Origin of the sequence: Lentzea sp. CC55, assembly GCF_021056325.1 — a bacterium.
In the GTDB taxonomy this organism is placed as follows: Bacteria; Actinomycetota; Actinomycetes; order Mycobacteriales; family Pseudonocardiaceae; genus Lentzea; species Lentzea jiangxiensis.
In genome coordinates, this window is sequence record NZ_JAJCXE010000045.1 from 1 (window position 1) to 9,230 (window position 9,230).

The window sequence follows — 9,230 nt, forward strand, 5'->3', positions numbered from 1 at the left end:
CCACGGCGGGCAGGCCGGAGCGGGGCGCGGTGGCGCCGAGCAGCACGGCCGGCCCGCGTCGCAGGCCGTGCGCTTCGGCGACGGCCCCCGAGCGCACGGCGGCGAACACCACGCCGTCCGCCCGTCTGTCGTGCATCGCCTCGACCAGGCTCCGCCCCCGCGCCGGGTCTCCGCCGGACTCGGCGACGAGCAGCATGAACCCGAGGCGGTGAGCCGCCTCCAGGGCACCCTTCACCAGGTCGCCGGTGGAGCCGGGGGACTCCACGGCGTCGAGGACGAACCCGATCGTCCGCGACAGCCCCGTACGCGACGCCTCGGGCGAGCCACGCCGGTAGCCCAGCTCCCTCGCCGTGGACCGCACCCGTTGTTCCGCCGCCTCGGAGATGCGCAGCTCCCTCGCCCGTCCGGTCAGGACGAGCGAGGCCGTGGTCACCGACACCCCGCTCGCCGCCGCCACGTCGGCCAGGGTCACGCGCGAACGTCCCACCGCGGGTCCGCCTCCTCCCGCTCTCGGGCCGGCCGTCGTCGCGACGGCACGGGAACGGGGTCCCCGGCCGCAGCAGCGGCCGGGGACCCCATGGTCACCACCTCAGGAGCAGGCGACGCCGTTCAGCACCGGCGACGAGAACGGCGGAGTGCCGTTGTAGTTCGCGTTGTAGCCGATGCTCACCTGGGCGCCGGACCCGAGCGTGCCGTTCCAGGCCGCGTTCGTGACCCGGACCTCGTCACCCGTGTCGTTCCACGTGCCGTTCCACCCCTGCGCCACCGTCACACCGGGGGCCGAGAACGAGAAGGTCCAGCCGTTGAGAGCCGCCCCGCGGTTGACGATCACGACCTCCGCGGAGTAGCCGCCCTGCCACTGGCTCGTCACGCGGTGGGTCGCCGTGCAGCCACCGGGGTTGCCACCGCCGGACGTGGTCGTCGTCGTGGTCGTCGTGGTGGTGGTGGTCGTCGTCGTCGTGATCGGGCCCGCCGCGATCGCGAGCTCGTAGGCCCGCTGCGGCACGAACTGACCGGCCGGCGCGATGCAGCCGTCCGACTCGCCCGGCAGCTTGACCCACAGGAACGCCTCGATCCTCGAGTCGCCCGTGTTCGTCGTGCTGGGCGTGCCGATCGCGCGCCCGGCGGGGTCGCACCACTCGCTGCCGGCGGGACCGTTGCCGTTGCGGCTGGTGTCGACCACGGCCTTGAGTCGGCTGTCGCCGACGGCGTTGAGCACGTTCTTGGCGAAGTTCACCTCGTCGGAGGTCGCGCGGTAGTTCGACACGTTGGTCGAGATGCCGTCGGCGCTGTTGGAGATGTCCGCCCCGCGCAAGCGGTTCGCCGCCTCCGACGGGCTCAGCCACGCGGAGTGGCCGATGTCGAAGTAGACCTTGGCCTGGCTCGACCCGGACTTGAGCCTCTTGCCCGCGTAGGCCATCGACGCCTTGGTCTGGTTCTGCTGGTCCGCGTTCTGGCAGCTCGTCATCAACGGCAGCACGTCCGGCTCCAGCACGATCGTCGCCGGACGGCCGGCGAGGCCCGCCGCGACCTCGTCGACCCAGGCCCGGTACGCCTCGTGGGAGGGCGCGCCGCCGCCGCTCGGGCCGCCGCAGTCGCGGTTCGGGACGTTGTAGACCACCAGGATCGGGATCTTGCCCGCGGAGGCCGCCGCCCCCACGAAGGAGCTGACCTCGGACCTCACCGTCGAGGTGTTGGTCGTGGTGTACCAGCGCGCCTGCGGGACCGACGCGATGCGGTCGCGGATGACCGCCGCCCTGGAGTCACCTGGGTTCGCCGCCACCCAACGCGCGCTCGAGCTCGACGGGTCGACGTAGAACGCCGACTCGGCGGCGCTGACGGACGCGCCGCCTCCGACCACCAGTGTGACGGTTCCCGCGACGACCGCCGCCGAGAGCAGGCCCGCGCCCGCACCCCGCTTCCACCGTGTCATCGTGTCTCCAGTTCGCTCGGTTGCAGTGATTCAGTTCTCGCAGCGTCATTGCTGTCCGGAGTTGAGAATCAGCGACGCGAGAGCGCTCTCATAACGTCGGAGAAGCGAATGCGAGTTCGGGCCAACGTAACCACGGAACTCTGAATCGTCAACGCCGGGAGCGCTCACCCGTCGATGCGGCAGACAAAGTTTCGAAACTTTCTCCTGAACTGCGATCAACGCTGTGACGTGGTAGTTGGGAGCGCTCCCGCATCCGGTTTACGCCGATCAGGGCAACCTGCTGTCGAATTCGACGACCACTTCTTGTGACCGCGCCGCAGTGGCTGCGACACTCCGGAACGGCAACGGAGGGCGGCGGCGGAACAACTCCCGTCAATTCTCACCGCCCACCGCGATCCGGCAATGGCGCACCGGGTCCGGCCTTCTGTCCTGCCCATCACCCGCCCTGCATTCGGGTCGACCCCGGGAAGTGTGGAAGATGAAACTGACATCGAAGTCAGTGGCCCTGATCCCGATCATCGCCACGGTCGCGACCGCCGCGATCGGCGCCACCTTGATCGCCCCACCCGTCGCGAACGCGGCGACCACCCTCGCCGCCGCCGCTCAGCAGAGCGGCCGGTACTTCGGCACCGCCGTCGCGGCGAACAGGTTGAGCGACTCCACCTACGTCGGGATCTTGAACCGTGAGTTCGACATGGTCACGGCCGAGAACGAGATGAAGATGGACGCGACCGAGCCGGCCCAGAACCGGTTCAACTACGGCAACGCGGACCGGATCGTGAACCACGCCCGAGGCCAGGGCAAGCGGATCCGCGGCCACGCCCTGGCGTGGCACTCGCAGCAGCCGACCTGGATGCAGAGCATGTCCGGCACGGCGTTGCGCAACGCGATGCTGAACCACGTCACCCAGGTCGCCACGTACTACCGCGGCAAGATCTACGCCTGGGACGTGGTGAACGAGGCCTTCGCCGACGGCAGCAGTGGCGCGCGGCGCGACTCGAACCTCCAGCGCACCGGCAACGACTGGATCGAGGCCGCGTTCCGCGCGGCGAGGGCCGCCGACCCCGGCGCGAAGCTCTGCTACAACGACTACAACACCGACGACTGGACGCACGCCAAGACCCAGGCCGTCTACCGGATGGTGCAGGACTTCAAGTCCCGCGGCGTGCCGATCGACTGCGTCGGGCTGCAGTCGCACTTCAACAGCAACAGCCCGGTGCCGTCCAACTACCAGACCACGCTGCAGAACTTCGCGAACCTCGGCGTGGACGTGCAGATCACCGAGCTCGACATCGAGGGCTCCGGCAGCACGCAGGCCCAGAACTACCAGCGGGTCACCCAGGCGTGCCTCAACGTCGCGCGCTGCACCGGCATCACCGTGTGGGGCATCCGCGACACCGACTCGTGGCGCGCCTCGGGCACCCCGCTGCTGTTCGACGGCAACGGCAACAAGAAGGCCGCGTACAACTCCACGCTGGACGCGCTCAACGCGGCTGGTGGCCCCGGCCCGACGACGTCCACGACGACCACGACCACCACGACGACGAGCAACGACCCCGGTAACGGCGCCTGCACCGCGACGGTGTCGCTGAACCAGTGGAACGAGGGCTTCGTCGCCACGGTCAAGGTCACGGCGGGTTCCAGCGCGCTGAGGGGCTGGACCGTCACGACCACCCTGTCCAACGGCACGGTCACCGGTTCGTGGAGCGCGAACCGCAGCGGCACCAGCGGATCCGTCACCTGGACCAACGTGGACTACAACGCCGACGTGCCGGCGGGCGGGTCCACCGAGTTCGGCTTCCAGGGCAGCGGCAGCGGCGCGGGGCTGAACCCGACCTGCTCGGCGCGCTGACGATCCCTGCGGGCTCCCGCGGTGCGACGTGACGTCCTCCGCGGAAGCCCGCCTGCCCTTGGGCGGCGGTGACGGCCGCGAGGTCTCGCAGGCGATCCTCACGACGGCGAGGGAGCGGGTGAAGCCGCCCCGCCGTCGAGCCGGACGTTGGGCCGTCCACCGCGGCGACGTGAGGCCGACGCCCTCGCGGGCAGCTGCCCCGTCCCGAACACGGGCGGCCGCCAGACGTGACCACCGCCTCCTGCGCGGTGAACGGCGGCCGCTACCTGCTCGACGTGAACCGGTGGCGGTTCAGCGCCTGCCCTCCCACGAACTCCCTTCCCCAGCACGAGAACGAGGTCACTGTGACCCTCTCCCACTCCTCCTGGCAGCACACGACCAGGTACCGAGTCATCGCGCTCATCGCGGCGGTCCTGTCGGTCATCGCCGCCGTCGCCCTCTCGTACACACCGCAGCAGGCGCACGCCGCGTCCCTGACGCGGGTGACCGGCTTCGGCACCAATCCGACCAACCTCAACATGTACGTCTACGCGCCGGACCGGCTCGCCGCCCGCCCCGCGCTGCTCCTGATGATCCACTACTGCACCGGCACGGCGAGCGCGGTGCACAACGGCGGCGGCCGGGACTACGTCACCGCCGCGGACCGGCACGGGTACGTCATCGTCTACCCGGAGGCGACGCGGGAAGGCCGCTGCTTCGACGTCTCCACCCAGAACGGCCTGCGCCGCAACGGAGGTAGCGACTCCACCGGCATCATGTCGATGGTGTCGTACGCACGCCAGCGCTACAACGTCGACCCGTCGCGCATCGTCGTCTCCGGCATCTCGTCCGGCGCGATGATGACCAACGTGCTGGCCGCCCAGTACCCGGACGTGTTCAGCGCGGCCTCGGCGTTCGCCGGTGTGCCCGCCGGGTGCTTCGCGACCGCGGACGGGTCGATGTGGAACAGCCAGTGCTCCGGCGGCACCCTGCTGAAGACCCCGCAGCAGTGGGGTGACCAGGCGCGGGCCATGTTCCCCGGCTACACCGGCAGCTACCCGCGGATGCAGCTCTGGCACGGCACGAACGACACCACGCTGGCGTACCCGAACTTCGGTGAGGCGCTCGACCAGTGGACGAACGTGCACGGCGTCAGCAGGACCCCGGTGTCGACCGACCAGCCCCAGGCGAACTGGACCCGCACCCGCTACGGCGCCTCGGGCGTCGTCGAGGGCATCAGCGCCCAGGGCACCGGGCACGACGTGCCGACCGCCGGGATGGTCGGGTACGCCATCACGTTCCTCGGCCTGGACCGCCCCGGCACCGACCCCACCACCACGACTACGACCACCACGACTACGACTACGACGACCCCGCCGCCGTCCCAGGGCTGCTCGGTCAAGGCCGCCGTCAACGCCTGGAACAACGGCCTGACCGAGACGATCACCATCACCAACACGTCGTCCACGGCCGTGAACGGCTGGAAGCTGCAGTTCACGCTGCCGGGCGGGCAGACGATCACGGGTGGCTGGAGCGCCACCTACTCCCCCACCACGGGCCAGGTCACCGCGTCGAACGTCTCGTACAACGGCCAGATCCAGCCCTCCGCCCAGATCTCGATCGGCCTCCAGGCCACGCACACCGGCAACAGCGCGGCCGCCACCGGGTTCACGCTGAACGGCGTGCAGTGCGCCGTCGCCTGATCCAGCGCCACGAAGGGATCCCGATGTTCCACGAACTCGAAGGGACGAGCCATGTCCCGGCATAGGTCGGTGATCGCGGCGGCCGTCGCGAGCGCGGTGGTCTTCCTCGGCGCGGCCGGCGTCGCCGTCGGCGGTGCCGTCGCCGGGGAGGCCGGCACGGCGGCGGCCACGCCGGGCTGTGGCAAGCCGCCGGCACTGGCGAGCGGCCAGCACACCATCAACAGCGGTGGGCAGAACCGGTCCTACATCCTGCGCCTGCCACCCAACTACAGCAACAACCGCCAATACCGCCTGTTCGTCGGTTTCCACTGGCGCGGCGGCACGGCGAACGACGTCGACTCCGGCGGTTCCGACGGCTACAACTGGTCCTACTACGGCTTGCGCAGGCTCTCCGACGCCGCGGACAACGGCACGATCTTCGTGGCGCCGCAGGGCAACGGCAACGGCTGGGCCAACCCCGGCGGCCAGGACCTGAGGTTCGTCGACGACCTCGTGGCGCTGCTCGGCTCGAGCCTGTGCATCGACACGACCCAGCGCTTCGCCGGTGGCTTCAGCTACGGCGGTGGCATGTCCTACGCCGTCGCCTGTGCTCGTGCGAACGTCTTCCGCGCCGTCGTCGTCTACGCCGGCGCGCAGCTCAGCGGCTGTGACGGAGGCACCCAACCCATCGGCTACCTCGGCTTCCACGGCATCAGCGACAACGTGCTGGGCATCGGCCTGGGCCGCGGTCTGCGCGACACGTTCGTGCGCAACAACGGCTGCACACCGCAGAACCCCCGCGAACCCTCCGCGGGGAGCCGCACCCACATCGTCACCGCGTACAGCGGGTGCCGGGCGGGGTATCCCGTCGTGTGGGCGGCGTTCGACGGCGGCCACACACCGGCCCCGATCGACTCCGGTGGCGACGGCTGGCGCACGTGGACCTCCGGTGAGGCGTGGAAGTTCCTCACGCAGTTCGCCGGCGACGTGCCTCCTACCACCACGACGACCACCACGACCACGACCACGACGCCTCCCGGTGACGCGGCCTGCCGCGTGAGCACGGCGGTCAACGCGTGGAACAACGGCCTGACGGCGAACATCACCATCACCAACACCGGTTCGTCCGCGGTCGACGGGTGGTCGCTGGCCTTCACGCTGCCCGGCGGGCAGGCGATCACGGGCGGGTGGAGCGCCACCTACTCCCCCACCACGGGCCAGGTCACGGCGCGCAACGTCTCCTACAACCCCGGCATCGCTCCCGGCGCCTCGATCACGGTCGGGTTCCAGGCGACGCACACCGGCAACGCGGCCGCGCCGTCGTCGTTCAGCCTCAACGGGAACACCTGCACCACCGCCTGACCTGTTCACGACGAGGCCCCCGGCATTCCAGGATGCCGGGGGCCTCGTGCTGTGCGTCGTGCCGGACGGTCAGCGTTGCAGCGTCAGCAGACCGGGCCGGTAGGGCAGGCGGCCGTAGTCGCCACCCGAGTTCGGGTCGCGGCCCTGGTAGAGCAGCTGCAGGTTGCAGGGGTCGATGGTCTTGGTCTGGTCGGGGTTGCTGCGGATGAGGTCACCGTGGCTGATGTCGTTGGTCCAGCTCGCACCGCTGTTGGCCTTGCCCGCGAACGGGTTGCTCTCGGTCGCGGCCTGCGGCGTCCACGAGCCGTTCAGGCTGCTGGACGTGAACGAGCGGAAGAAGCGGCCGTTGCGCCCCATCGCCTCGACGATCATCAGGTACTGGTTCTGGCCCTGCACCTTGTAGACCTCGACACCCTCGAACAGGTTGGCCTGGGTGTCGCTCATGATCTCGGTCCAGGACGAGCCGAAGCTGCCGGGGAAGTTCCCGATCGGCATGCTCGCGCGGTAGATCTTGCCGTTGTCGCCGGCGAAGAACAGGTACATGTTCTGGCCGTCGGCGATGAGCGTCTGGTCGATCGGACCGGTGCCGGAGTTGGGGATGCTTCCGGTGAAGAGCGTCTGCGCCGGACCCCAGCCGTTGGCGTTGGTCGGGTCGTTCGACGTCCGGTAGCTGAACGCCGTCGGTCCCCACTGGTAGGCGAGCACCCAGATGTTCTTGGGGGCGAAGTAGAACAGCGTGGACGCGACCGCGCCGGGGCTCATCCCGTTCTGGCTGGCCGAGGCCATGTCCGACCAGTTCGTGAACGTGCCGAAGTTCATCGAGCCCCACGTGGACCCGGTGTCGTGCGTCGTCGCGTAGACCAGGTGCTTGCCGTTGTACAGGACGTGGGTGAAGTCCTTGAGCGACACCCAGCCCTGCTTCGGCTGCGCCAGCGGGCCGGTCGACGACCAGCGGTAGGTCGAGGGGAGCTGGCAGGTGCCGCCCGGCGAGGTGGTCGTCGTGGTGGTGGGACCGGTGCCGCCACCGACGCGGACGAGCTGCCACTGCTGGTTGGTGCCGTTCCAGTCGCTGTACTGCACGACGTTGCCGCCGTCGGCGGTCGAGCCGCCCTGCACCTCGACGGCCTTGCCGCTGTTGCGGTTGACCAGCCGGACGTGGCCGCCGTCGGAGTCGGCGAGGCGGAACTGCTGGTTGGTGCCGTTCGAGTCGGACCACTGGACGATGTTGCCGCCGTCCGCGGTGGAGAAGTTGTAGACGTCGAGCACCTTGCCCGACAGCCGCGACTTCAGCCGGTAGTAGCCGCCGCCGGAGTCGACGAACTGCCACTGCTGCTGGTTGCCGTCGTTGCGGGTCCACTGGGTGATGCGGGCGCCGTCGTTCGTGGCGAGGTTGTAGACGTCGAGCGCCTTGCCGCTGTTGCGGTTGACGAGGACGTACCAGGCGGAGGTGTCGACGGTCGCCGCCGACACGGGTGTGGTGCTGAAGGCCGCCAGCAGACCGCCGAGCAGAACCGCCACGGCGGCGGTGACGGCGGCGGCGCGGTGACGTCCGCGGGCGCGGGGAACGGGTGGGCGATGGCCTGATCCGGCCATGGGCGTGCTCCTCTTCGTCGAGGTGGGGTTCGACCGCGGTGAGAAACGACGTTCGATGGACCGTTTGCGCCGAGCGATCCACCACGCGCTCCCGGGGGACGAGCAGCGATCACGCCGATGAACTACGACGGATGCTGGAACCGGGTCGTCTCCAAACTGTGGAGGACGATCTCCGCGTGGTCAAGGCGCGTCGAATGCGTTCGACTGCAACGACAACCGGCGTTCGACCACGGTGCGGCGGCGTGCCCGGCGAACCGTTGCGGACTTGGCCGGGAGGCTCTCCGCGGGCACCGGGAAGGCTCGCCCAGCAGCAGCCTCCCACCAGCCGGGCCCTGGCTTCGGCCCACTGCACCACCGGCGCGGCGAACCCCGCCGCGGTGGACGGGTGTCGAATCGTTCGACCGCAAAGAGATCCGGCGTTCGACGCCGGCGGGGCGCCGCGTCCGGCAAGGCGTTCCGGGCTTGACAGCGGGGAGCGCCGCCAGTGGCGGGGTCCTGGGGGTGCGGTCCTGGGGGTGCGGTCCGGTGAGATGCCCCGCGGGCCGACCTCAACTTCGGCGCCCCCGCTCGCCGCGGAGCGGAACTCCTCTTGTGGTCATGGCCTGTCGGATGGGTTCCACGCCGACAGATCGGCGTTCGACCGCGCTGCGGTGCGGGCCCGCGCCGCCAGACTCCCCGCCAGCACCGGCATCGCCGAAGGCCCGGTCCGACAACACCCACCCACCAGCCGCGCCCCGGCCTCGGCCCACTGCCCGAAAACGCCGCGAACCCGTCCCCGGTCCGCGAGTTCGCGTCCCACGCCACCGAACCGGTCAACCGACCACGTTGC

General features: G+C 70.1%; 6 protein-coding genes. 3 read left to right on the forward strand and 3 right to left on the reverse strand.

The annotated features are described in order from the left end of the window. Both L6E10_RS28280 and L6E10_RS28285 read right to left on the reverse strand, forming a co-directional pair. On the reverse strand, positions 1–487 hold a 487-nt coding region (locus L6E10_RS28280; RefSeq protein WP_236223044.1), incomplete at its 3' end, for a LacI family DNA-binding transcriptional regulator. A gap of 102 nt (positions 488–589) precedes the next feature. Beyond that, positions 590–1,933: a glycoside hydrolase family 6 protein gene (locus tag L6E10_RS28285; RefSeq protein ID WP_236223045.1), complete on the reverse strand. Its 1,344-nt coding sequence runs from the start codon at positions 1,931–1,933 to the stop codon at positions 590–592. A gap of 478 nt (positions 1,934–2,411) precedes the next feature. On the opposite strand from L6E10_RS28285, the gene L6E10_RS28290 reads away from it, so the two are divergent. The 3 genes from L6E10_RS28290 to L6E10_RS28300 all read left to right on the forward strand — a co-directional run bounded on the left by L6E10_RS28290 (position 2,412) and on the right by L6E10_RS28300 (position 6,808). Then, on the forward strand, positions 2,412–3,785 hold the full coding sequence (locus L6E10_RS28290; protein ID WP_236223047.1) for an endo-1,4-beta-xylanase: 1,374 nt from the start codon (positions 2,412–2,414) through the stop codon (positions 3,783–3,785). 227 nt (positions 3,786–4,012) lie between these two features. Next, on the forward strand, positions 4,013–5,467 hold the full coding sequence (locus tag L6E10_RS28295; protein WP_236223049.1) for a PHB depolymerase family esterase: 1,455 nt from the start codon (positions 4,013–4,015) through the stop codon (positions 5,465–5,467). A gap of 51 nt (positions 5,468–5,518) precedes the next feature. Continuing rightward, positions 5,519–6,808 carry a cellulose binding domain-containing protein gene (locus L6E10_RS28300; RefSeq protein WP_236223051.1) on the forward strand — a complete coding sequence of 430 codons (1,290 nt, stop codon included), beginning with the start codon at positions 5,519–5,521 and terminating at the stop codon, positions 6,806–6,808. A gap of 69 nt (positions 6,809–6,877) precedes the next feature. On the opposite strand, the gene L6E10_RS28305 is transcribed toward L6E10_RS28300, so the two are convergent. Then, positions 6,878–8,401 carry a non-reducing end alpha-L-arabinofuranosidase family hydrolase gene (locus tag L6E10_RS28305; protein WP_236223053.1) on the reverse strand — a complete coding sequence of 508 codons (1,524 nt, stop codon included), beginning with the start codon at positions 8,399–8,401 and terminating at the stop codon, positions 6,878–6,880. Positions 8,402–9,230: the final 829 nt, after the last annotated feature.

Coding starts and splice junctions, on each gene's coding strand:
- L6E10_RS28285 (WP_236223045.1), bottom strand. CDS start 1,933: ATGACACGGTGGAAGCGGGGTGCGGGCGCGGGCCTGCTCTCGGCGGCG.
- L6E10_RS28290 (WP_236223047.1), top strand. CDS start 2,412: ATGAAACTGACATCGAAGTCAGTGGCCCTGATCCCGATCATCGCCACG.
- L6E10_RS28300 (WP_236223051.1), top strand. CDS start 5,519: ATGTCCCGGCATAGGTCGGTGATCGCGGCGGCCGTCGCGAGCGCGGTG.
- L6E10_RS28305 (WP_236223053.1), bottom strand. CDS start 8,401: ATGGCCGGATCAGGCCATCGCCCACCCGTTCCCCGCGCCCGCGGACGT.